Source organism: Rhodococcus sp. 4CII, assembly GCF_014256275.1.
GTDB lineage: Bacteria > Actinomycetota > Actinomycetes > Mycobacteriales > Mycobacteriaceae > Rhodococcus_F > Rhodococcus_F wratislaviensis_A.
Genome location: NZ_JACCFE010000002.1, coordinates 838,782 through 862,390, shown reverse-complemented (window position 1 = coordinate 862,390; position 23,609 = coordinate 838,782). Strand labels below are relative to the sequence as shown.

18 protein-coding genes are annotated in these 23,609 nt (G+C 70.1%); 12 read left to right on the top strand and 6 right to left on the bottom strand.

Going from position 1 to position 23,609, the window contains the following annotated elements:
- Positions 1-8 precede the first annotated feature (8 nt).
- Entirely contained in the window at positions 9-1,193 is a 1,185-nt protein-coding gene (moeZ, locus tag H0B43_RS04950; RefSeq protein WP_185730099.1) for an adenylyltransferase/sulfurtransferase MoeZ, read from the top strand.
- 96 nt (positions 1,194-1,289) lie between these two features.
- The gene (locus H0B43_RS04945; RefSeq protein WP_185729042.1) at positions 1,290-2,144 is read left to right on the top strand and encodes a TIGR02569 family protein; all 855 of its coding nucleotides are present in this window, start codon (positions 1,290-1,292) and stop codon (positions 2,142-2,144) included.
- On the opposite strand, the gene H0B43_RS04940 is transcribed toward H0B43_RS04945, so the two are convergent.
- The gene (locus tag H0B43_RS04940; protein WP_185729043.1) at positions 2,141-2,806 is read right to left on the bottom strand and encodes a FadR/GntR family transcriptional regulator; all 666 of its coding nucleotides are present in this window, start codon (positions 2,804-2,806) and stop codon (positions 2,141-2,143) included. The genes H0B43_RS04945 and H0B43_RS04940 overlap by 4 nt on opposite strands.
- Before the next feature lie 11 nt (positions 2,807-2,817).
- Here H0B43_RS04940 and H0B43_RS04935 point away from each other — a divergent pair, with 11 nt between their 5' ends.
- The 6 genes from H0B43_RS04935 (at position 2,818) to H0B43_RS04910 (ending at position 10,510) form a co-directional block, all read left to right on the top strand.
- Complete coding sequence (locus H0B43_RS04935; protein WP_185729044.1) at positions 2,818-4,068, top strand: MFS transporter; 1,251 nt, start codon at positions 2,818-2,820, stop codon at positions 4,066-4,068.
- 131 nt (positions 4,069-4,199) lie between these two features.
- On the top strand, positions 4,200-5,609 hold the full coding sequence (locus H0B43_RS04930; RefSeq protein ID WP_185729045.1) for a NarK/NasA family nitrate transporter: 1,410 nt from the start codon (positions 4,200-4,202) through the stop codon (positions 5,607-5,609).
- A gap of 52 nt (positions 5,610-5,661) precedes the next feature.
- Positions 5,662-8,172 (top strand): nitrite reductase large subunit NirB, encoded by a 2,511-nt coding sequence (gene nirB, locus H0B43_RS04925; RefSeq protein ID WP_185729046.1) that lies wholly within the window; start codon positions 5,662-5,664, stop codon positions 8,170-8,172.
- An 81-nt stretch (positions 8,173-8,253) separates the two neighbouring features.
- Positions 8,254-8,655, top strand: coding sequence for a nitrite reductase small subunit NirD (gene nirD / locus H0B43_RS04920; RefSeq protein WP_073359259.1), 402 nt, complete (start codon positions 8,254-8,256; stop codon positions 8,653-8,655).
- Positions 8,652-9,809, top strand: coding sequence for a uroporphyrinogen-III synthase (locus tag H0B43_RS04915; protein WP_185729047.1), 1,158 nt, complete (start codon positions 8,652-8,654; stop codon positions 9,807-9,809). Before nirD ends, H0B43_RS04915 begins: the two co-directional genes overlap by 4 nt.
- Positions 9,806-10,510 carry a sirohydrochlorin chelatase gene (locus tag H0B43_RS04910; protein WP_185729048.1) on the top strand — a complete coding sequence of 235 codons (705 nt, stop codon included), beginning with the start codon at positions 9,806-9,808 and terminating at the stop codon, positions 10,508-10,510. The genes H0B43_RS04915 and H0B43_RS04910 overlap by 4 nt, the downstream gene beginning before the upstream one ends.
- 17 nt (positions 10,511-10,527) lie before the next feature.
- Here H0B43_RS04910 and H0B43_RS04905 read toward each other — a convergent pair whose 3' ends face one another.
- The gene (locus tag H0B43_RS04905; protein WP_185729049.1) at positions 10,528-12,276 is read right to left on the bottom strand and encodes an NTP transferase domain-containing protein; all 1,749 of its coding nucleotides are present in this window, start codon (positions 12,274-12,276) and stop codon (positions 10,528-10,530) included.
- 22 nt (positions 12,277-12,298) lie between these two features.
- Entirely contained in the window at positions 12,299-12,424 is a 126-nt protein-coding gene (locus H0B43_RS42450; protein WP_282555447.1) for a hypothetical protein, read from the bottom strand.
- 61 nt (positions 12,425-12,485) lie between these two features.
- On the opposite strand from H0B43_RS42450, the gene H0B43_RS04900 reads away from it, so the two are divergent.
- The gene (locus H0B43_RS04900; protein ID WP_185729050.1) at positions 12,486-13,931 is read left to right on the top strand and encodes a PLP-dependent aminotransferase family protein; all 1,446 of its coding nucleotides are present in this window, start codon (positions 12,486-12,488) and stop codon (positions 13,929-13,931) included.
- A 141-nt stretch (positions 13,932-14,072) separates the two neighbouring features.
- Positions 14,073-15,353 (top strand): lipase family protein, encoded by a 1,281-nt coding sequence (locus tag H0B43_RS04895; RefSeq protein WP_185729051.1) that lies wholly within the window; start codon positions 14,073-14,075, stop codon positions 15,351-15,353.
- A gap of 11 nt (positions 15,354-15,364) precedes the next feature.
- On the opposite strand, the gene H0B43_RS04890 is transcribed toward H0B43_RS04895, so the two are convergent.
- Together H0B43_RS04890 and H0B43_RS04885 are read right to left on the bottom strand one after the other, a co-directional pair.
- Complete coding sequence (locus H0B43_RS04890) at positions 15,365-15,673, bottom strand: MGMT family protein (protein WP_185729052.1); 309 nt, start codon at positions 15,671-15,673, stop codon at positions 15,365-15,367.
- A 10-nt stretch (positions 15,674-15,683) separates the two neighbouring features.
- Positions 15,684-16,469: an alpha/beta fold hydrolase gene (locus H0B43_RS04885; protein ID WP_185729053.1), complete on the bottom strand. Its 786-nt coding sequence runs from the start codon at positions 16,467-16,469 to the stop codon at positions 15,684-15,686.
- A gap of 56 nt (positions 16,470-16,525) precedes the next feature.
- Here H0B43_RS04885 and H0B43_RS04880 point away from each other — a divergent pair, with 56 nt between their 5' ends.
- Together H0B43_RS04880 and H0B43_RS04875 are read left to right on the top strand one after the other, a co-directional pair.
- Entirely contained in the window at positions 16,526-19,822 is a 3,297-nt protein-coding gene (locus tag H0B43_RS04880; RefSeq protein WP_185729054.1) for an ATP-dependent DNA helicase, read from the top strand.
- Positions 19,819-23,163, top strand: a complete 3,345-nt coding sequence (locus H0B43_RS04875; protein WP_185729055.1) for an ATP-dependent DNA helicase — start codon at positions 19,819-19,821, stop codon at positions 23,161-23,163. Before H0B43_RS04880 ends, H0B43_RS04875 begins: the two co-directional genes overlap by 4 nt.
- Here H0B43_RS04875 and H0B43_RS04870 read toward each other — a convergent pair.
- Positions 23,129-23,527, bottom strand: coding sequence for a MauE/DoxX family redox-associated membrane protein (locus H0B43_RS04870; protein WP_185729056.1), 399 nt, complete (start codon positions 23,525-23,527; stop codon positions 23,129-23,131). The two genes, H0B43_RS04875 and H0B43_RS04870, sit on opposite strands and share 35 nt — an antisense overlap.
- Positions 23,528-23,609 lie beyond the last annotated feature (82 nt).

The window sequence follows — 23,609 nt, the reverse complement described above, 5'->3', positions numbered from 1 at the left end:
ACCGTTCTGTGAAGACCACCGAGGCACTTCCGCCACTGGTGGAACCGGACGCCGAACTTTCCCGTGACGAGGTGGCGCGCTACAGCAGGCACCTGATCATCCCGGACGTCGGCATGGCGGGGCAGAAGCGCCTCAAGAACGCGAAGGTCCTCGTCATCGGTGCGGGCGGTCTCGGCTCGCCGGCCCTGCTCTACCTGGCGGCGGCGGGTGTGGGAACGATCGGCATCGTCGAGTTCGACGAGGTCGACATGTCGAACCTGCAACGTCAGGTCATCCACGGCCGTTCCGACGTGGGCCGTCCCAAGGCGGAGAGCGCGCGCGACTCGATCCGCGAGATCAACGACAACGTCGATGTCCGGTTGCACGAGTTCCGCCTCGAACCCGACAACGCCGTCGAATTGTTCGAACAGTACGACCTGATCCTCGACGGCACCGACAACTTCGCCACCCGGTACCTCGTCAACGATGCCGCCGTACTCGCCCACAAGCCGTACGTGTGGGGTTCCATCTACCGTTTCGAAGGCCAGGCGTCCGTGTTCTGGGAGGACGCGCCGAACGGCCGCGGACTCAACTACCGCGACCTCTACCCGGAGGCGCCGCCGCCCGGCATGGTGCCGTCCTGTGCCGAGGGCGGCGTGCTCGGCGTGCTCTGCGCGTCGATCGGTTCGATCATGGCCACCGAGGCGGTGAAGTTGATCACCGGCATCGGCGAATCTCTGCTCGGACGGCTGATGGTGTACGACGCGCTCGACATGACGTACCGCACCATCGCGTTGCGCCGCGACCCGGCGCGTACCCCGATCACCGAGCTGATCGACTACGACGCGTTCTGCGGTGTCGTCTCCGACGAGGGGCAGGCCGCGGCGGCCGGGTCGACCATCACCGCCACCGAACTGCGCGACCTTCTCGACTCCGGCAAGGAGATCGAATTGATCGACGTGCGCGAACCGGTCGAGTGGGACATCGTCCACCTACCCGGCGCGGTGCTGATCCCGAAGGACCGCATCCTGTCGGGCGAGGCGTTGTCGGAGCTTCCGCAGAACAAGCCGATAGTGCTGCACTGTAAGACCGGCGTGCGGTCGGCGGAGGCGCTGGCCGCGCTGAAGAAGGCGGGCTTCTCCGATGCGACGCATCTGCAGGGCGGCGTCATCGCGTGGGCGAAACAGGTGGACACGAGCCTGCCCGTCTACTGACCCGCTCGTCTACTGGTCCCGGCCGCGTGTGATTGCCGTCGCCAGGCCAGCGTGCCTTGCGCTGTCACCGGGCAACCCGGCGGTAGCGTTGAGTCCGTGAGCACAGGCCAACCCCCTCAACACGTGTGCTCCACGTTCGGCCTCCGGGAAGTCGAGCCCACGCCGCTCGGTGCGGACTGGGACGGCGGGTGGCTCTGTGGAGACGTCGTCCTGTCAGCCGTCGCCGACCACGCGCGTGCCGCATGGTCCGCCAAGGTCCGCGAGACGCTCGAGGTGGACGGGGTGCGGCTCGCCCGTCCGGTCCGTTCGACCGACGGCAGGTACGTGGTCTCGGGGTGGCGGGCCGACACGTTCATCGAGGGCACCCCCGAACCGCGGCACGACGAGGTCGTCTCGATGTCCGGGCGCCTCCACGCAGCCACGTCCCAGCTCGACCGCCCCCGGTTCCTGGTGCAGCCCCCGGTCGCGCCGTGGGCGGAGGTCGACGTATTCGTGGCGGCGGACCGGGCCGCGTGGGAGAAGATCCCGCTCCGTAGCGCGAAGGGCGCCGAACAGCTCGAGACGCCGTCCCCCGACGGTCGGAAGAGTCTCGAGCTGATCACCGGTCTCGCGACGCTGCGCAAACCCGTCACGTGCCCGGATCAGCTGGTGCACGGCGACCTGTTCGGCACCGTTCTGTTCGCCGGCGCCCTCGCACCCGGCATCACCGACATCACCCCGTACTGGCGTCCCGCGTCGTGGGCGGCGGCGGTGGCCGTGGTGGACGCCATCTCCTGGGGCGGGGCCGACGAGGCCCTGATCGGGCGCTGGGAGGATCTGCCCGAGTGGCCGCAGATGCTGCTGCGTGCGGTGCTCTTCCGGCTCGCCGTCCACGTGTTGCACCCGCGGTCCACGGCGGAGGCGTTCCCCGGACTCGCCCGCACGGCCGACGTGGTCCGTCTCCTTCTCTAGGTGAGCAGTTCGGCGAACAAGTCGCGGGCAGCCCCGGTCGCCGCGGTCTCGTCGCCATCGACCACCGCCTGGATCAGGCGCCCGTGTTCGTCGTGGAACCCGGCCCCGGTCGCGTGCACGTGCCGGTCGACGGTCTGGGCGATCGAGGGCAGCAGCGAGTCGTAGAACTCGAGGTACACGGCGTTGTGACTCGCTTCGACGATCGCGCGATGCAGAGCCACGTCGGCCGCGACGGCGGCCTCGGTGTCGGATTCGGCCCAGCACCGGCGGCGCTCGGCGAGAAGGGTCTGCAGGCGTGCAACGTCGTCGGGGGTGCGTCGCCGGGCGGCGAGGGCGGCCGCCGTGACGTCGAGCGCCTGCCGTAGTTCGGTGACGTCGCGCTCGTGCGCGCCGGCGAAGTATTTGCCGAGCGTGCCCCCCACGGCGGAGGTGGCGACGACGTACGTGCCCGATCCCTGACGCCGTTCCAGCAACCCGGTGTGGACGAGGGCCTGCACTGCTTCGCGGACGGTGTTCCGGCCCGTCCCGGTGAGTTCGGACAGCGCGGTCTCGGTGGGGATCTTCTCGCCCACCGTCCACCGTCCGCTGCAGATCTCGTCGCGCAGTTGCTCGGTGACCTGTGAGATCAGACTCGAACGCTGCACGGGTTTTCCAAAGGTCATCCGGTCATCCTATGATTTCTCTCGTGACTCTTCTACGCGGCCGCCTCCTCGTCTTCTGCGCGATCGCCATGTCGGCTCTCGTCCTGAGACTGGCGGTCACGTCCTTCAGTCCGCTGGCCTCCCAGATCCGCGAGGACATCGGGTTCCCCCCGACGATCGTCGGGGTGTTCGGGATGGTCCCGACCGCGATGTTCGCGCTGTTCGGGCTCGGCACGCCGCTCATCGCCAAGCGGTGGGGCCTCGAGCGCACCGCGCTCGTCGCCATGCTGATGGCCGCGGTGGGCATGCTGACGCGGGCACTCATGAGCGACACGTGGTCGCTGCTCGCACTGTCGGCGCTCGCGCTCGCCGGTATGGGGATCGGCAACGTGGTGATTCCCCCGCTCGTCAAGCGGTACTTCTCCGACCGGCTGGCCGTGATGAGTTCGGTGTACATCGTGGGCGTACAGATCGGCACCATCGCGCCCGCGTTCGTCGCGGTCCCGCTCGCGGAGGCATTCGGGTGGCGGTGGTCGATCGGGATCTGGGCCTTCCTCGGTTTCGCCGCGGCGGTGCCGTGGATCGTCCTGCTGACGCAGGCACGGCGGCGCGCGGTGAAAGTGGCGGCCGCCCCACCCGCGGACGTCCCCGCGGACCGCCCACACGGAAACGCGTGGCGGTCGCCCGTCGGCTGGGGCATGGCCGGCATGTTCGGGACGACGTCGATGATCACGTATTCGATGTTCACCTGGATCCCCGACATCCTCGCGGATGCCGGCGCGAGCGAGGCGTTCGGCGGTGCCATGGTGGGACTGTTCTCGTTCATGGGTCTGGTCGCGGCGTTCGGCGCTCCCACACTGTGCGCGCGGATGCGCAACCCGTTCCCGATCGTGATCGGGTGCGCGGTCTGCTACGTCGTCTCCTTCAGCGGACTGCTGTTCGCACCCATGAGCGCGCCCATCCTGTGGATCGTGCTGCTCGGCCTCGGGCCCAGCACGTTCCCGATGTCGCTGACACTGATCAATCTCCGCACGCGCAGCCACATCGGATCGTCGACGCTGTCCGGTTTCACCCAGGGTGTGGGCTACGCCGTCGCGTGCCTCGGCCCGCTCCTGTTCGGCGTGTTCCACGACGCGTCCGGCGGGTGGATCGTGTCGTTCGGATTCTTGACGTGCGGCGTGGTGATCCTCCTCATAGCAGCGTTCCAGGCGTGCAAGCCGCGCATGCTCGAGGACAGCTGGCACGTCGATTCCGAGCTCGAGGACGCTCTTCGACACGTCTAGGAAACATGAAGGAAACCTCACATCGGCCTGGCGGAAAAGTGAGGATCAGTTGACGCCGCGGTCACCGACCGCAGCACCGCCGCAACACCGGTTTTCTACCTTTGGGTCTCCCACACAACGAGGAGGCCCGGGTGAAGAAGCACTACATCGAGCACTGGGACGCGGAAGACGTCGACGCCTGGGAGGCGGGCGGCAAGGACATCGCCAAGCGGAACCTGATCTGGTCGGTAGTCGCTGAGCACGTCGGCTTCTCCGTCTGGTCGATCTGGTCCGTGATGGTGCTGTTCATGCCGACCGACATCTACGGCATCGACGCTGCGGGCAAGTTCTTCCTCGTCGCGGTCCCGACCCTGGTCGGTTCGATTCTGCGGATCCCCTACACGGTGGCGACGGCGAAGTTCGGTGGCCGTAACTGGACCGTCTTCAGCGCCCTCGTCCTGCTCGTCCCCACGCTGTTCACGCTGTACCTGATGATGAACCCCGGCGCCTCGTACACCACGTTCCTGCTGGTGGCCGCGCTCGCCGGCGTCGGAGGCGGCAACTTCGCGTCGTCGATGACCAACATCAATGCGTTCTACCCGCAGCGACTGAAGGGCTGGGCCCTCGGACTCAACGCCGGCGGCGGCAACATCGGTGTCCCGATGATCCAGTTGATCGGCCTCCTCGTGATCGCGACGGTCGGTAACACCGAGCCGTGGATCGTGTGTTCCGTCTACCTCGTCCTCATCGCCGTCGCCGCGGTCGGCGCCTCGCTGTTCATGGACAACCTCGGCAATCAGAAGGCCGACCTGCGGGCAATGGGCGCGACGCTGAAGTTCTCGCACTCGTGGGTCGTGAGCTTCCTCTACGTCGGCACGTTCGGTTCGTTCATCGGCTTCAGTTTTGCGTTCGGCCAGGTCCTGCAGATCAACTTCCTCGCAGGTGGCGCAAACCCCGCCCAGGCGGCCCTGCACGCGGCACAGATCGCGTTCATCGGTCCGCTGCTCGGCTCGATCGCCCGCCCGATGGGTGGCAAGCTCGCCGACCGGATCGGCGGCGGCAAGATCACCCTGTACACCTTCGCCGCGATGGCACTCGCCGCGGGTGTGCTCGTCACCGCCGGCACGATCGACGACGGTACCGCCGGCGCCGCCACCGGTGGTGTGATGACCGCGTTCGTCCTCGGCTTCATCGCCCTCTTCCTGCTGTCCGGCATCGGCAACGGTTCCGTCTACAAAATGATCCCGTCGATCTTCGAAGCCAAGGCGCAGGGCCTCGACGGACTGAGCCGCGAGGACCGGGCGAGCTGGTCCCGCTCGATGTCGGGTGCGCTCATCGGCTTCGCGGGAGCCATCGGCGGCCTCGGCGGCGTCGGCATCAACCTGATCCTCCGCGCCTCGTACAGCAGCCCCGCCAAGTCGGCAACCATGGCGTTCTGGGTGTTCCTCGCCTTCTACGTCGTGTGCATCGCCGTCACCTGGTTCGTCTTCCTGCGCCGGCCCTCCGCGCCCGGTATCGCAGTCACCGACGGCGACGACGAAAAGGTGTCGGTCTCGGCGTGACCTCACGCAGTACCGCTCGAACTCGAGAAATTCGGCTAGAAGGAGCGACGGCATGAGCCGCAAGTCAGCAGTGGTCATCGGACACGGAATGGTCGGACACCGGTTCGTCGAGGCGTTGCGCGCACGCGACGAATCCGACGACTGGTCGGTGACGGTCCTCTGCGAGGAGCCCCTCCCCGCGTACGACCGGGTGGGACTGTCCACCTACGTGGGGGCGTGGGACCCGAAGGAGCTTGCGCTCGCGGGCAACGACTACCCGGGCGACGCGCTCGTCGATCTCCGGATCGGCCGCCGCGCCGCGACCATCGACCGGGAGGCCCGCAAGGTAACCACCGATTCGGGTGAGGTCGTCGGGTACGACGCACTCGTGATGGCCACCGGTTCGTACCCGTTCGTGCCCCCGATCCCGGGACACGACCGGCCGGAGTGCTTCGTGTACCGCACGCTCGACGACCTCGACGGCATCCGGAAGCGGGCCGACGCGGCCGGCCCCGGCGCGGTCGGTGTCGTGGTCGGCGGCGGCCTGCTGGGCCTCGAGGCAGCCAATGCCCTCAAGCTGATGGGGATGACCCCGCACGTCGTCGAATTCGCTCCCCGGCTGATGCCGCTGCAGGTCGACGAGGGCGGCGGCGCGCTGCTGGCCAACCTGGTCACCGACCTGGGCCTCACCGTCCACGCCGGAGTCGGCACCGCCGGCATCACCGAGGGCCCCGACGGGATCAGCGTCGAGCTGTCCGACGGCTCGGTGATCGAGGCCGCGCTTCTCGTGTTCTCCGCGGGTGTACGACCCCAGGACCAGCTTGCCCGCGACGCCGGACTCGACGTCGGTGAGCGGGGCGGGATCATCACGGACCTCGGCTGCCGAACGTCGGACGAGAACATCTACGCGGTCGGCGAGTGCGCCGCGGTGGAGGGACGCTGCTACGGCCTCGTCGCCCCCGGCTACACCACCGCGGAGATCGTGGCGGACCGGCTGCTCGGCGGGTCGGCGGAGTTCCCCGGCGCCGACCTGTCGACCAAGCTCAAGCTGATGGGTGTCGACGTCGCCAGCTTCGGGGACGCCCACGCGCAGACCCCCGGTGCACTGGAGGTCGTCCTCAGCGACGCCGCCAAGGGCACCTACGCCAAGCTCGTCGTGTCCGACGACGCGAAGACGCTGCTCGGCGGCATCCTCGTCGGTGACGCCTCCGCCTACGCGTCGCTGCGGCCCCTCGTCGGCCGCGAACTGCCGGGCGATCCGGCGTCGCTCATCTCGCCCGCGGGGGAGAAGCCGGGAGCCGGGTCCCTGCCCGACGACGCCGAGGTGTGCTCCTGCAACGGCGTCACCAAGGGTGCGATCTGCGGGGCCATCGCCGACGGTGCCTGCGACATCGCGCAGGTCAAGAGTTGCACCAACGCCGGAACCACCTGCGGTGGCTGCCTCCCGACGATCAAGCAGCTCCTCGCTTCGTCCGGCGTGGTGATGTCGAAGGCGCTGTGCGAGCACTTCGAGCAGTCCCGCGCCGAGCTGTTCGAGATCGTCCGGGCCACGAACACAAGGACGTTCTCCGCGCTCATCTCGAAGTACGGCAAGGGTTCGGGCTGCGATATCTGCAAGCCCGTGGTCGCCTCGATTCTGGCGTCCACCGACTCCGACCACATCCTGCACCGCAACCAGGCGGGACTGCAGGACACGAACGACCACTTCCTCGCCAACATCCAGAAGAACGGCACCTACTCCGTGGTGCCGCGCATGCCGGGCGGCGAGTGCACACCCGAACAGCTCATCGTCATCGGCGAAGTGGCCCGCGACTTCGGCTTGTACACGAAGGTCACCGGTGGTCAGCGCATCGACCTGTTCGGCGCCCGCGTCGAGCAGCTGCCCGCCATCTGGAAGCGTCTCGTCGACGCCGGCATGGAGTCGGGGCAGGCCTACGGCAAGTCGCTGCGCACCGTGAAGAGCTGCGTCGGTTCCACCTGGTGCCGCTACGGCGTGCAGGACTCGGTCGGGATGGCCGTGAACCTGGAGAACCGGTACCGCGGCCTGCGGTCCCCGCACAAGATCAAGTTCGGCGTCTCCGGCTGTGCCCGCGAATGCGCCGAGGCCCGCGGCAAGGACGTCGGCGTCATCGCCACCGAGAACGGCTGGAACCTGTACGTCGGCGGCAACGGCGGCCAGTCCCCGAAGCATGCCCAGCTGCTGGCCGGCGGTCTCGATGACGAGACCCTGGTCGCCTACATCGACCGCTACCTCATGTTCTACATCCGCACGGCCGACCGCCTGCAGCGGACCGCGCCGTGGGTCGATTCCCTGGACGGCGGCCTCGACCACCTCAAGGCCGTGGTGTGCGATGACAGCCTGGGCATCGCCGCCGAGCTGGAGGCGGCGATGGCCAAGCACGTCGAGGGCTACAAGGACGAATGGGCGGGTGTGCTCGACGACCCGGAGAAGCTGTCGCGGTTCGTGTCGTTCGTCAACGCGCCCGAGGAGTCCGATCCGACCGTCGCGTTCGACGACACGGGTGTCCGGAAGGTCCCGGTTCTGATGGGACTGCCGAAATTCGCGGCTTCTACATCGGAGTAATCCCCGCTTAACGCTGCGGAAACACCGACCACGAACCATGTATCCAAGCACGGATACGCACCAGCCCGAAGGAGGACTGTGATGACCGTCGTCGACATGAACGTGCACAGTGCCAGTGGAACCAGGCGCGAGAGCGTCAAGTCAGGCCGTCTCGAATGGACGTCCGCGTGCCCGCTGAGCCAGCTGATTCCCGGACTCGGGGTGGCAGTGCTGCTGCGGGGTGGCGAACAGGTGGCACTGTTCCTGCTCGAGGACGGATCCCTGCACGCCGTGGGCAACATCGACCCGTTCGGCCGCGCCGCCGTGATGTCCCGGGGCCTCGTGGGTGATCGGGCAGGCGAGCCCACGGTGGCGTCGCCACTGCTCAAGCAGGTGTTCTCGCTCGTCGACGGTCGCTGCCTCGACGACGATTCGGTGCGGTTGCCCGTGTACGACGTGCGGGTGTGGGCAGGCGTCGTCCAGGTCCACAGCACGAACGCGTGAACGACGCGTCGCCCCTGTGCGGGTTCACGATCGGGATCACGGCCTCTCGACGAGCGGAAGAGTTCGCCACACTCCTGACACGACGCGGCGCCACCGTCGTGCACGCCCCGGCCATTCGCATCATCCCGCTGGCCGACGACACGGAACTCGAGCGCGTCACGCGCGAGATCATCGGCAACCCGCCGGAGATCGTCGTCGCGACGACCGGTATCGGCTTCCGCGGGTGGATGGAGGCCGCGGACGGCTGGGGTGAGGCGGAGGAACTGAGCCGGGCGCTGGCCTCCAGCCGCCTGCTCGCCCGCGGACCCAAGGCGAAGGGTGCCATCCGGGCCGCGGACCTGCGGGAAGAATGGTCGCCCGCCTCCGAGTCCTCGGCCGAGGTGCTCGACCACCTGCTCGGTGAGGGCGTCGAAGGCAAGCGCATCGCGGTGCAGTTGCACGGTGCCACCACCGAGTGGGAGCCGATCGCAGACTTCTGCGAGGTACTCCGCTGCGCGGGCGCGGACGTCATCGCCGTCCCCGTGTACCGGTGGACTCCGCTCGAGGATCAGGCCCCGATGGACCGGATGATCGAGCTCATCGCGACCGGCGGACTCGACGCCGTCAGCTTCACCAGTGCACCGGCCGTGGCCTCGCTGCTGACCCGGGCCAAGGAGACCGGAATGATCGAGATGGTTCTCCATTCGTTCCGGCACCGAGTTCTCGCGGCGTGCGTGGGACCGGTCACCGCAGGCCCGCTCCGCGAACTCGAGGTTCCGACAACCATGCCGGCGCGCTCGCGGCTCGGTGCGCTCGCCCGGCACATCGCCGACGAACTCCCGAGGCGGGCGAACAAGATTCAGACCGCCGGACACGAGCTGAGCATCCGCGGGGGATGCGTCGTCGTAGACGGGGAGGTGCGTCAGCTGCCCCCGGCGGCGATGTCGCTGATGCGCACCCTCGGCGCCCGCCCCGGCCGGGTCGTCCCACGGGACGAACTGCTCGCCGCGCTGCCGGGCGGTGGCGGCGACACCCATGCTGTCGAAACGGCAGTCGCCCGGTTGCGCGCATCCCTGGGCGCACCGAAAGCAGTCCAGACGGTGGTCAAGCGGGGATACCGCCTCGCCCTCGATCCTGTCGACTGCGTCGATTCACGTGCGGAGGGACAGCCATGAACGAAGCAGCACTGGTACTGGTGGCACACGGAACGCGGAGTCCCCGGGGCGTGGAAATGATCGCTGCGCTCGCCGACGCCGTCGCCGAGCAGGTCGGACCCACCCGGGTGTCGTTCGTGGACGTCCTCGGGCCCTCGCCCGCCGAGGTGCTCCGCGACATCCCCGGACCCGCCGTGGTCGTTCCGGCGTTTCTCGCCGCGGGCTACCACGTCCACACCGACGTTCCCCGCGAGGTCGCCGACAGCGGCCACCCGTCGGTGACCGTCACACGGACACTCGGACCGGATCCCGTTCTCGCCGAGGTTCTCCTCCGCCGTCTCGTCGACGCGGGCTGGCAGCCTGGCGACGCGGTCGTGCTCGCCGCGGCCGGTTCGTCCGACCCCCGGGCCCTGCGCGACGTGCGCCGCGCCGCGGCTCTGCTGACGGAACTCGTGGCCTCGCGGGTCCGCATCGGTTACGTGGCGACGGCGGAACCCCGCGTCGCCGACGTGGTCGCCGGACTGCGCGCGGACGGCGAGAAGCGCGTGTTCGTCGCGGCGTACCTGCTGGCCCACGGACTGTTCCACGCACGTCTCGCCGACGTGGGTGCGGACGGCGTCGCGGAGCCGCTCGGCGTGGACCCGGCCATCGTCGGCGTGGTCGCGGAGCGGTACCGCAATGGAATTCTCGCGGCGCAGCGCGCACTGTCGTTGCAGCGCTGACCCCGCACCGATCCGCGTCAGCGCGGTAGCGGGACCAGCTCGGCGAGATCGCCGTCGACCGCGCCCGCGGGAACCAGCGCCAGCGCGTCACGGTCGATCAGACCCGCGAGGTGCGCGGTGCGAATTCCGGCGTCCACGCGCCACGTGCCGTCCGGTTGCGGGACGGCGGGCAGGATGCGGGCGGCGTCTCCGCTGACCTCGGACGCGTTCGCTATCCGTCCCAGCTGGGTCGGTGCCGGGGTGCGGCCCGTCAGCGCGGCCGCGATGGACGGAACCGTGGTCAGGAGCGTCGCGACCGCGGCATACGGGTTTCCGGGCAGTCCGAGCACCACCCGTCCGTCGGGCAGCAGCGCGGTGACCTGGGAACCGCCGGGACGGCACCGCACCCTCCCCACGACGACCCGGGCCTCGGCCCGGTCGAGCGCTGCCCGCAACTGGTCGGCCGCGCCGCCCCCGGTGGCTCCCACGATCACGATCAGGTCGGGCCGGCGAACTTCCCGGAACAACTCGTCGAAGCTGTCGGATGTGTCACGCAGGTGGGTGTCGGCGACCGTCCGGATTCCGCACGACGAGAGGAACTGGGGGAGAACGGGTCCCAGGGCATCACGCGTCTGCCCCCGGCGCAGGGGGCCTTCCCGCCGGATCTCGTCGCCCGTCACCACGACGTGTGCGCGGACCGGTCCGCGCACCCCCGCGGTGGTCACCTCCGCGCTCGCCGCGGCGGACAGGAGTGCCGGTGTGACGGCCGTCCCCGCGGCCGCGAGTCGATGACGTTCCTGCCAGTCCTCGCCGCGCCGCCGCGCGTCGCCGCGCACGGGCGTGCCCTCCCTGCGGGACAGTCGCGGTCCGTCGGAAGTGTCTGTCGTCAGAGCGAATTCGTCCCGCACCACGGTGGTCGCTCCGAGGGGGAGGTGCGCGCCGGTCGCGATGCGCGCCGCCTCGCCGTCCGCCAGTTCGAGTTCCTCGGAGCTGCCCGCGTACCGGATCGCGTCGCGCAGTACCCACGGACCTTCTCCGGCGACGGCGTAGCCGTCCATCGCGGAGACGGCGATGCGGGGCAGGGCTTCGGCGGCGAGCAACGGCTCGGCGAGTGTGGCGCCGAGTGCCGTCGCGAGCTCCGCGGACCGCGGCGGGAGTGGGGGGACGGTGGCCAGGATCGCGTTCCGGGCCTCCTCGATGGTGAGGGGGACGGCCGCGGCACCGCTCCGGGCCCGCTCGACGTCGTCCGGTGTGTCGCAGTCGGTGACACCGCGGACGGGGACGGTGTCGAACGTCGCCGGGACGAGGGCCTTCATCGGCTGGTTGACCGCCGAGCCCAGCGACCGGATCCGGTCGGTCAGCGCGCCGACGCGCCACGCCGACAACAGGAACTGCAGGCGCCCCTTCTCGTCGACCGCGAACACGGTATCGACGTCCTGTACTGCGGCCGCGAGTATTCCGACCGTCGCGGGTTCCACGAACGGCAGGTCCGAGGCCAGCAGGATCACCCGGTCCGCCGGGTCGGCGTCGAGCACGGCCAGTCCCGCGGCCACGCCCGCCACCGGGCCGGTGCCCGGCGGCGTCTCCTGGGTTTGCAGGACCGTCGAATCGAGATCGGCGCGGCGGGGGCCGACGACGACGACGCGTGCACACGCGTCGACGGCGTCGAGAGCGGTGTCGAGCATCCGGCGTCCGCCGACGACCACGGCCGGCTTGTCGACGCCGCCCATCCGGGTCGCTCGTCCACCGGCGAGGACGATCGCGTGAACGGGTGCGGCAGAGTTCATTCCCTCATGCTGCCGCACCCGGTCAGTCGCTGTGCAGGTGGCTGCGCGGAGGGCCGGACAGTCCGGACCGTCCGCCGTGCGCGGTGCTGACACCGAGCCAGGCCACCGAGGCCAGACTGAGGGCCAAGAGGATTCCAATCATCAGCATGTATCGATTATCGGAGCCAAGTGGACCGCGATGTTCAGTCCTCTGTGGAAAAGTGGCCTGTATGAGTAGTGAGCCGGTCCGGAGCATCACGGCAGTCGAGTTGGCAGTGCTGGTCGGTGCACCGGCCGCCCCGGGCCAACCCCTGTACCGCGCGCTTGCCGACACACTCCGCGAGAGGGTCGCGGACGGCTCGATGGCGGTGGGGGTCCGGCTCCCCGCCGAGCGGGCACTGGCGGAGGAGCTCAGGCTCAGCCGGGTGACCGTGAGCGCCGCGTATCGCGAACTGAGAGAAGGTGGTTGGGCGTCGGCGCGGCACGGCTCGGGAACGTTCGTGGCGATGCCGTCGGGTCCGCCTGCCTGGGGGAGCATGGTGGGGTCGCCCGTGGACGGCGTCGTCGATCTCGTCAACGCCGCGCCGGCCGCCGCCCCCGAACTCCGCGAGGCCTACCTGGACGCCGTCGACGAGTTGCCCCGCTTCATGCCCCAGCACGGATACCACCCGGGCGGACTCACGACGCTCCGCGCCGCGATAGCAGGGCACTACACCCGCCGGGGCCGCCCGACCACTGCAGACCAGATTCTCGTCACCGGCGGCGCGGGCGACGCCACCGAAGTGGTGTTCGAGGCGCTGGTCGACGCGGGCGATCGCGTCCTCGTCGAACACCCGACGTATCCCGGCGCGGTCGAGTCCGTGCAGGCCGCCGGCGGCAGACCGGTCCCGGTGCCGATCGACGCGGCCGACCCGGACGCGTTCGTTGCGGAGGTGGACCGGGCCGCCCGGCAGAGCGCCCCGACCGTCGCGTACCTCATGCCGGACTTCTCGAATCCTTCCGGGGCGCGGGCCACGTCCGAGGGCAGGCGGCGGCTCGCTGCGACACTGGTCCGTCACGGCGTGGTGACGGTCGTGGACGAGGTGGCGGCCGAACTCGTGCTGGACGGCTCGGACTGCCTCGAGCCGTTCGGCGTCCCGGTCCCCGAATCGGCCACCGTGGCGATCGGGAGCCTCAGCAAGACCGTGTGGGGGGGAATCCGGATCGGGTGGGTCCGCGCCGAGGCCGCCCGCACCGCACAGATGGCGAGGATCATGGCCCGCCGGCAATTGTCGGTGTCGGTGCTGGATCAGCTCGCCGCCGTGCGGTTGTTCGCGCAGCACGACCGTCTGGTCGAGCGGCGCCGCCGCGAACTCCGGGCGCAGCGGGACGCGCTGGCGGCGGAGATCGACGCCCGGTTGCCGGGGTGGAGTTTCGTCCTCCCGGCGGGCGGGCTGTCCCTGTGGTGCGCGCTTCCCGCCGGGACGAGCTCGACGGGACTCGTCGCCTCGGCCCGGTCGCGGGGGCTTCTGCTGGCGCCCGGACCCCGCTTCGGCACCGGTCATCTGTTCGACGACCACCAGCGGCTGCCCTTCACGCGACCGGCATCCGAGCTGGCCGCGGCCGTGAACGTCCTTGCCACACTGGTGGTGTCCGGCGACGGGGCGATGTCCACGACTCCGACGCTGGTGGTGTGACCGCCGGGCGTCCGGCGCGAAAGTACCTGTGAATCAAAGTATCGGTCAGTGACCTGTTCGGTACCGCGAAAGGGGCTGATCCTTATCGGCGCTCTGGCATAGTGATGCCGTCGACCTGGCTCGCTGAATGTGGGGTATGTCATGGGCTCGTTGTTCCGCAGATCCTCCGGCACCGCTGTACTCGGCTCGGTTCTCGCGCTCAGCGCAGCCCTCGTCGGCGCAGGCACGTCCGCGGCGGAACCACCCTTGCTGTCACCCCCGGTGCTCTCACCCCTCCTGCCCGCTCCGCCCTCTGCCGACGCGATCTTCCCGGTCGCCGACCCGGACCCCTTCTACATCCAACCCTCGGATGTCGCCGACCACGCGCCGGGAGACGTCTTGAAGATTCGTCAGATGCCGCCGTCGTACTACTTCCCCGGCAGCGCGATGTGGGAGTTGCTGTTCCGGACCACGGACTCGGAGGGCAGGCCGATCGCGGCCAACACCACGTATGTGCTTCCCGCGAACCACGTCCCGGACGGCCCGCTGGTGTCCTACCAGCACATCATCAATTCACTCGGTAACAAGTGCAAGATCGCCAACGAGCTCTACACCGACGATCCGCTGCACCAGATCCGCGAGGCCGCCGGGCTGAACATCGCCCTTGCTCGCGGCTGGGCCGTGGCGCTGCCCGATCACCTGGGTCCGCGGATGGCATACGGCGCGGCCAAACTCGGTGGCCAGATCACCCTCGACGGCATCCGTGCCGTCCAGCGCGTCCCCGAACTGCAGGTGCAGAACAGCAAGGTCGGACTGGGCGGATACTCCGGCGGCGGCATGGCGACGGCCTGGGCCGCGGCCCTGGCACCGACGTATGCGCCCGAACTGAACATCGTCGGTGCCGCCGAGGGCGGAACCCCGATGAACCTGGTGAAGATGGCGGAAGCGCTCGGTACGAACCCGCATCCCGCATTCGGCCTCGCCATGGCCGCCGCGCTGGGGCTAGAGCGCGAGTACCCGGACCGAATCGACGTCACCGATCAGCTCAACGACGAAGGTCGCATCATGAAACAGATGATCGGCAACGGGTGCACCAACGAGATCATGCTGTTCGGGCTCGGGCACAGCGCGTCACAGATGACCGACAACAAGAACTTCATGGACGATCCGGAAGCGTGGAAGGTGATGGAGGAGAACAGCCTGGAGTTGTATCCGGGCGTGCCCACCGCACCGATCTTCGAATGGCACAGCCCGACCGATGCGCTGATTCCGGTCGATTCGATCGACACCACCGTCAAACGGTACTGCGACGCGGGCACCCCGGTGCAGACGCTGCTCACCCCGACTCCCGACCATCTGTCGGCGGCGGCGCTGGGACTGCCCCAGGGACTGGACTGGATGGACGCGCGCTTCCGCGGTGATCCCGCACCGAGCACCTGCTGACGCGGCCGTGTTCAGTCGGGGTGATCGAATCGGTAGCGTGCCGCCGCGAGATCGACCCGGCCGTCCCGGATGGGAACACCCTCGAGTTCGAGCTTCGCGATCTGACGGTGCGCGAGATGCGGCGCCGGTCGGCCCGACGCTCCCAGCACCCGGTGCCAGGGGAGGTCGGCGGAGTCGGTGCGCATGATCCAGCCGACGGTCCGCGGACTGGACAGCCCCGCCGCCGAGGCGATGTCGCCGTAGGTGGCGACCCGGCCGGGCGGGATCGACGCGACCAGCGCGCGGACCGCCTCGACCTGCTCCTCCGTCGTCGCCACCATCACGACACCGTCAGAGCAGCGTGCGGACGAGGTCGGCCACCTCGCCCGGCCGGGCCTGCGGGACCATGTGATCGCAATCGAGGTCGACGGCGGTGAGGTTGTCGCCGAGGTGGTCGGTGAGCGCCTTCCGGAATTCCGGGGTGACGTACGGCGGCTGCACCTTGGACGCCTGGACGAGCACGGTCGGCAGGTGAGCCGGCGGCAGCACGGCCTCGCGGGCCAGTTCGCCCCACGCGGTGACCACGGCCGGGGTGGACAGGCGCCAGTTGACCCGCCCGTTCTCCAGCGGCACCAGATGTTCGGCGATCTCGTTCTCGAGAACGTCCCGGGCCACCTCACCCCACGAACCGTGCACCTTGTCGGAGCGGGCCTCCTCGACGTCGGTGTAATCGGGGGAGGAGATGGTGAGATCCGCCACCGACTGCATCGTCGCGGGATCGAGCCCGATCGCGGGATCGAGCAGCACCAGCCCCCGGACACGGTCGGGGACGGCCCGCGACAGGTGCAGTGCCAGGGCACAACCGAACGAGTGTCCCACCACCAGGACGGGTCCCCGCGCGTGCGCTTCGAGCGTGTCGACGAGGCTCGCGACGTGGGCCTCGAGGTTCCACGGTGGCGCCCACGTGGAACGGCCGTGACCGAGCAGGTCGGGGGAGATCCAGCGCGCGCCGGGAAGATGCTCGGTGGCCAGCGTCTCCCACCGTCTGCCGTGACCGGTGAGTCCGTGCAGGGCGAGGATCTCGGTGCCGTCCTCGGCGCCGAACAGATACGTATTCAGTGCTGACACCTGATCCATGATGCCGGATCGGGTCGCCGGACGAGATGTCGGACCGTTCTGGTGGAATGCTGCCCATGACGGAATCGGCGGTGCGCACCAAGGCGTCGGCTCCTCGTGCCCGGCTGGTGCACCGCCGCAGCCCCGGCCGCGAGACCCGAGTGTGGGACGACTCCACGCAGCGGGTCCTCACCGCCCCACCACTCGGCCTCGGATGGAATCCGTGGCAGGTGCTGGGCGGCCCCGGCACCGGTAAGACGTCGCTGCTCGTCGACATCGCGGTCGACCGGATCGCTGACGGGGAAGACCCCGAGTCGGTGCTGGTGCTCACGCAGTCGCGGCGGGCGGCGGGCCGGGTCCGCGAGGAGGTCACCGCCGCACTCGTCGGGCACGACGAGCAGCACGGGCCCCGCGCTACCCGCGAACCGCTCGTGCGCACCGTCCACTCCTATGCGTTCGCGGTGCTGCGACTGCAGGCCGCCGCCCACGGAAACCCACCGCCTCGCCTCATCACCGGAGCCGAGCAGGACGCAGTGCTGCGCGAGATGCTGCACGGCGACATCGAGGACGGCGGCGAGATGTGGCCCGAACGGCTGCGTCCCGCATTGGCACTGAGCGGCTTCGCCGTCGAACTCCGCGACCTGATGTTGCGTTCCAGCGAGCGGGGGCTCGGCCCCGAGGACCTGATCAAGCTGGGCCGGCGGCACTCCCGTCCGGAGTGGGTCGCGGCGGGAATGTTCGCCGCCCGCTACGAGCACGGCATGCTGCTGCGCGGAGCCGTGGGTGTCGAGGCCCCCGAGGCCACGGCGCCGGCACTGGACGCCGCCGAACTCATCGGTGCCGCCCTCACCGCGTTCGCCACCGACCCGGACCTGCTGCGCACCGAGCGCGCCCGGGTCCGGCACCTGCTCGTCGACGACGCGCAGCACCTCGATCCGCAGGCCGCGGAACTCGTTCGCCTCCTCGGGACCGGTACCCGCACCACGGTCGTCGCCGGCGATCCGGACCAGTCGATCTACGGATTTCGCGGGGCCGACCCGTCGTTCCTCGTCGAGCTCGCCGACAAGGGTGATCCGCGACAGGTGCTGCTACCGGTCAACTTTCGCAGTGCGGCGGAGGTCGCGACCACCGCGGCACGGGTCACGTCCCGGCTCCCCGGCCACCTGCCGCACCGGATCTGGGTGCCGTCGCAGGACGGCGGCAGAACCGTCGTCCGGATTCTGGGCACGGCGGCGAAGGAAGCGGCCCTGATCGCCGACACCCTGCGGCGCGCCCATCTCCTCGACGGCGTGCCCTGGTCGGAGATGGCCGTGATCGTGCGCTCGGTGCCGCGTGCGCTGGCCCCGCTGCGGCGTGCGCTGCTCGGGGCGGGTGTGCCCGTCACCACCGCGGCGTCCGAACTGCCCCTGGCCCGGCAGCACGGGGTGTCGGGACTGATGCTCGTGCTGCGGGCACTGTCGGGCCAGGAATTCACCGGCGAGGACGCACTCGCCCTGCTGTCCGGTCCGGTCGGCGGCGCGGAACCCGTGGCGCTCCGGCGTCTTCGCCGGGGCCTGCGGCGCGCCGAACTGGCATCCGGCGGCGACCGGGACTCCGCGGAGCTTCTCCGGCTCGTCCTCGTCGGCGAGACCGACAGCACCCGCCGGGTCACGGCCAAACTGACCGACGTCGAGGCCGCATCCCTGAACCGGGTGCTGTCCGTCCTGCGGAAGGCAAAGGTGCCGCTGGAGCGGGGCCGCGGCATCGAGGACGTGCTGTGGGCGGCCTGGCAGGCCACCGGACTCGAACGGCGCTGGGCGGCCGCCTCGGCTCGCGGCGGCCCGATCGGGGCCCAGGCCGACCGCGACCTCGACGCCGTGGTCGCCCTGTTCGACGCCGCGGCGAGCTACGTCGACCGGCTCCCTCGCGCGCAACTCGCCGGGTTCGTCGACTACCTCACCGGGCAGGCCATTCCCACCGCGCGCACCGTCTCCGCCGTCCCGGTCGACGCCGTATCGGTGCTCAGTGCACACTCGGCCGCCGGCCGCGAATGGGACGTCGTCGCGGTAGCCGGTGTGCAGGAAGGACTCTGGCCGAGTCTGCGGGCTCGGGGCAGTCTGCTCGGCACCGAGGCGCTGATCGATCTCACGGGTGGAGTGTCCGACGGCAGCGAGACGGCCGCCGACCGGATGTCGCGTACCGCGCCGCTCCTGGCCGAGGAGCGCAGGCTGTTCCTGGTCGCCTGCAGTCGGGCCCGGCGGACTCTGGTCGTCACCGCCGTCGACTCGGCCAGCGGCGACGCCGATCTCGTCCACTCCCGGTTCGTCGACGAACTGCTCGCGGGAGAACCGGGTTCCGACGTCGACGAGGCGGTCGTGCAGACGGAGGACCCGGCCACCCGGGTCCTGGCACTGCCGGCGCTCGTTGCCGAACTGCGCAGCGTGGTCTGCGATCCGGAGGTCGCAAAATCCGACCCCGCCCGGCAGGAACGTGCTGCGCGTCAACTCGCCCGGCTCGCCGAAGCCGGGGTGCGCGGCGCACACCCCGACCAGTGGTACGGCACAGCCGAACCCAGCACCGGCGTCGCGTTGTGGAACGCGGAGGACGGGCCGGTGTCGCTGTCGCCGTCCACGGTCGACCTGCTCAACACGTGCCCGCTGCGGTGGCTGCTCGAACGACACGGCGGGACGGACGGCGACAACACCCATGCCATCGCCGGAACGCTCGTGCACACGCTCGTGCAGGCCCTCGCCGGGCGTATCCCGCCCGACCAGGTGGAGCATGCGCTCGAGACTGCCTGGGAGTCCATCGATCTGGGGTCGCAGTGGTATTCACGTCGCGAACTCGACCGCACCCGCGACATGCTCGCCAGCTTCACCGCCTGGCTCGGGAACACCCGATCCGAACTCACCGAGATCGGCGTGGAGGTGGCCGTCGACGGCATCCTGGAACCGAGGGAGGAGGGCTCCCCGGAGATCCGGCTGCGGGGGCGGATCGACCGGCTCGAGCGTGATGCCGAGGGCAGACCCGTCATCGTCGACGTGAAGACCGCCCGGTCCCCTGTCACCAAGGAGGACGCCCAGCACCATGCCCAGCTCGCGGCCTACCAGGTGGCGGCTGCGACCGGCGCGATCGACGGGGAGCCGGCCTCGAAACCCGGTGGGGCGCGGCTGGTCTTCGTCGCCAAACCGCACCGGAAGGAGGGCGCCACGCAGCGCGTACAGGCGCCCCTGTCGGATGAGGATCTCGAGACGTGGCTCGCCGTCATCCACGCGGCGGCAGCGGCCACCCAGGGTCCGGAGTTCCTCGCCCGTGTCAACGACGGATGCCGGCACTGCCCGGTGCGGACGAGCTGCCCGGCGCACGACGAGGGACGGCAGGTGACGTCGGAATGACCGGCCGCATCGACCCGGTGGAACTCGCGATCGGCCTCGGTCAGCATCCGCCGACCCCGGAGCAGGCCGCCGTCATCGCCGCCCCGCTCGGCCCCACCCTCGTGGTCGCGGGGGCGGGCGCGGGCAAGACCGAGACGATGGCGGCCCGGGTCGTGTGGCTGGTGGCCAACGGTGTCGTCGACCCCGAGGCGGTGCTCGGGCTGACGTTCACCCGCAAGGCCGCCCAACAGCTGACCGCCCGGATCCGGAAGCGGCTCGCCCGGCTGGCCGGTTCGGAACTGCTCCGCCGGGTCGACCCCAGCGGTGATCTCCGGTCGAGAATTTTTGCGGGAGAACCGGAGGTCAGCACCTATCACTCGTACGCCGGACGACTGCTGTCCGAACACGGGCTCCTGCTGCCCATCGAACCGTCGGCGACGTTGCTGTCGGAGACGGAACTGTGGCAGCTGGCGCACCGGGTGGTCAGCTCGTGGGACGGCGACCTCGACACCGACCGGAATCCGGCCTCGGTCACCGAGGCCGTGCTGGCACTGTCGGGGCAGCTGGCCGAGCACCTCGTCGAACCGGACGATCTGAGGGAGGCGCACACCGAGCTCGACAAACTCGTCCACACCCTCCCCGCCGGACCGCGGCAGCGCGGCGGCCCGAGCAAGGAATTGCTCGACATCCTCGACACCCAGCATCGGAGGGTGGAGCTCCTTCCCCTGGTGCAGCGTCTCGCGGACACCCTGCGCCGGGAGGGCGCACTCGATTTCGGCAGTCAGATGTCGCTGGCTGCGCGCGTCGCCTCCGATCATCCGGAGGTCGGCGTGGCCGAACGCCGGAGGTTCCGGGTGGTGCTGCTCGACGAATACCAGGACACGGGGCACTCGCAGCGGGTACTGCTGTCGTCGCTGTTCGGCGGCGGTCTGGACGGCGCGCTCGCGCTCACCGCGGTGGGCGACCCCATGCAGTCGATCTACGGCTGGCGCGGAGCGTCGGCGGCCAATCTTCCCCGCTTCGCCACGGATTTCCCGCTGGCGAACGGAGATCCGGCGCCGACGCTGGAACTGCTCACCAGTTGGCGCAATCCGCCGGAGGCCCTGGCGCTGGCCAACATGGCCTCGGCGTCCCTGCGTGAGCGGGGGGTGTCGGTCAGCACGCTGCGGGCGCGCCCCCAGGCCGTCCCCGGTGATGTGCGGCTGGCTCTCACCGGCGACGTGGTCCAGGAACGGGAATGGGTGGCCGATCGCATCGCCGAGCAATACGCCGACGCCGCGAGCCGCGGCGAGGACCCGCCGACCGCCGCCGTGCTGATCCGCCGCAACGCCGATGCCGCGCCGGTCGCGGAGGTGCTGCGCTCCCGGGGACTGCCGGTCGAAGTGGTCGGTCTCGGCGGACTGCTGCACACGCCCGAAGTGGCCGACGTGATCGCGATGCTGCGGGTGGTCGCCGACCCGATGGCAGGCAGTGCCGCCGTGCGGATGCTGACCGGGGCCAGATGGCAGATCGGGGCCGCCGACCTGACGGCGTTGTCGCGCCGGGCATCCGAGCTGGCCATCGGGACCGGGTACGGCACCACCGGCGCCGTCACCGATTCGTCCGCGCTGGCCGACGCCGTCGGCGAGGCACTGCCCGGGGAACACGCCGAGCAGGCCGGGCTGGCGGATGCGTTGGCGGATCCCGGACCCGCCGAACGCTATTCGGAGGTCGGATACGCACGGATCACCGCCGTCGCGGGGGAGCTGGCGTCGCTGCGCGAGCGGATCGGCCAGCCGCTCACCGAACTGGTGGCCGAGGTCGAGCGGGTGCTGGGGATCGGCATCGAAGCGCAGGCCCGGACGCGACAGTCGGCGCGGGGGAGTGCGGGCCGCGAACATCTCGACGCTTTCGCCGACGTCGTCGCCGGGTACGCGAACCGCACGTCGGCCACCGTCACCGGGCTGCTCGCCTTCCTGGCGGCGGCGGAATCGGTCGAAAAGGGTTTGGCACCGGGCGAAGTGGAGGTCGATCCGCACCGTGTCCAGGTGCTGACCGTGCATTCGGCCAAGGGGCTGGAATGGGAAGTGGTGGCCGTGCCGCACCTCACCGCCGGCGTGTTCCCCTCGCGGACGGCGTCCGGATCCTGGCTCGGAGCGGTCGGCGAACTTCCGCCGTCGCTGCGCGGAGACCGGGCCCGGCCGGGTGAGTCGGCTGACGGCGTGCCCGTTCTCGAGCTCGAGAATCTGTACGACCGGAAGGATCTCGAGGAGACCGTGAAGGCGCACAAGGCGTCGCTGGCGGCACGCAAACTCGACGAGGACCGCCGGCTGTTCTATGTCGCACTCACCCGGACCGAACGAGTGCTGTTCGCGTCGGGGCATCACTGGGCAGAGTCCGGCACCGAGCCGAAGGGGCCGTCGGAGTTCCTCACCGAATTGCGCGACACGGTGACGGACGAGGACCACGAGGGAATCGGCGTCGTCGACATCTGGGCGCCCGCGCCCGAGCCGGAGGAACAGAATCCGCTGACCAGTACCCCCAAATCGGCGGCGTGGCCGCGCGATCCGCTCGGGCTCCGCCGGGAGGCGGTGGAACGTGGCGCGGCGCTGGTCGTCGCCGCGCTGAAGCACACCGGCGCACCGGCAGGGGCGGGCGAGGACGACGATCCCGAGAAGTGGGCAGCCGACGTCGATGCCCTGCTCGCGGAGCGGGAAGCGCGAGCGAACGCCCGCACCGAAGTGGTGCTGCCCGGCCAGCTGTCGGTGAGCCAGCTCGTCGAACTCGAGGCCGACCCGGACGCTCTGGCTGCCCGGCTCCGGCGACCGCTGCCGTTCCCACCCAATCCGCTCGCCCGGCGCGGCACCGCATTCCACGCCTGGGTGGAGCGCCGCTTCGGGGCCACCCGGCTGCTGGACCTCGACGAACTCCCCGGTGCCGCCGACACGGGTGCGGGACCCGACACCGATCTCGCGACCTTGCAGGACGCGTTCCTGCGTTCGTCCTGGGCCGACCGCAACCCGACGGAGGTCGAGGTGCCGTTCGAGACGTCGGTGGCGGGTACGGTGCTCCGCGGTCGGATCGACGCGGTGTTCGCCGATCCCGACGGCGGGTGGACGGTGATCGACTGGAAGACCGGCGCCGAACCGAGCGCGGCCAACGAGGAGGCCGTGGTGATGCAGTTGGCCGCCTACCGGTTGGCCTGGTCCGAACTGATGGACGTGCCGATCGAGCAGGTGCGCGCCGCGTTCCACTACGTGCGGACCGGGCGGACGATCGCGCCGGAGCGTCTACCCGACGCCGACGCGCTCGCCCACCTCATCCGGTCGGCCGGCGCAGGGGAGGAACTCAGGCCTGACGCCGAGCCTTCAGCGCCTCGGTAACCAGCGGGATCTGCAACGGAAGTCGCAGCACCGCACCGGCTTTCTGCACGGTGGTCGTCTTGGAACTCCTCAGCCAGTCGGCCGCCATGTTGATATTGGCGGGGAAGACGGCGACGAAGAGCAGCGCGGCGAGGCCGCCACCGAGCCTGCGGGTTCGCGGCACCGCCAGCGCGGTGCCGATCGCGAGTTCTGCGACCCCGGACACATAGGTGTAGGTGCGCGCCTCGCCCGGCAATTGGGTGGGCACCGTGGAATCGAAGAACTCGGGCGCGACGAAGTGCATGGTGCCGGCGCCGAGCAACAGCGCGGCAAGGCGCAGTGCGGGCTTCTGGCTCGGTCGCGGAGTGTGGCTCTCTCGTTGCATGACGCCAGCTTGCCCGAACCGCCCGGTTCGCGACAACGAGGCTCCGACGTGTCACCGGTGGGGCAATCGGGGTTAGGCTGCC